This is a genomic window from Halomonas sp. SIMBA_159 (genome assembly GCF_046536035.1).
GTDB classification, from domain to species: domain Bacteria; phylum Pseudomonadota; class Gammaproteobacteria; order Pseudomonadales; family Halomonadaceae; genus Vreelandella; species Vreelandella venusta_A.
This window is the reverse complement of the sequence record NZ_JAWJBT010000771.1, coordinates 1-265: the sequence shown is the minus strand read 5'-3', so window position 1 is coordinate 265 and position 265 is coordinate 1. Positions and strand designations below refer to the sequence as shown.

The 265-nt window shown below is 44.5% G+C and carries 1 protein-coding gene; it reads left to right on the top strand.

The window, feature by feature from the left end; all coding sequences use genetic code 11:
• Positions 1–265: FimD/PapC N-terminal domain-containing protein (locus R0J87_RS21295; protein ID WP_498888784.1), on the top strand; the 265-nt coding region annotated here is incomplete at both ends.

Below are 265 nucleotides of genomic sequence, written 5' to 3'. Positions count from 1 at the left end.
AAGAAGGTTTCACAGAAAAAAATTACATTTACCGCCAATGCAGAGCAACTTCTGCAGCCACAGTTTACGGTAGAACAACTACGTGAGCTGGGTATTAAGGTGGATGAAATCCCGGCGCTGGCTGAAAAAGATGACGATAGCGTGATCAACTCGCTTGAACAAATCATTCCCGGTACAGCTGCTGAATTTGATTTCAATCATCAGCGACTTAATTTGAGCATTCCCCAAATTGCACTGTACCGTGATGCAAGAGGTTACGTCTCCC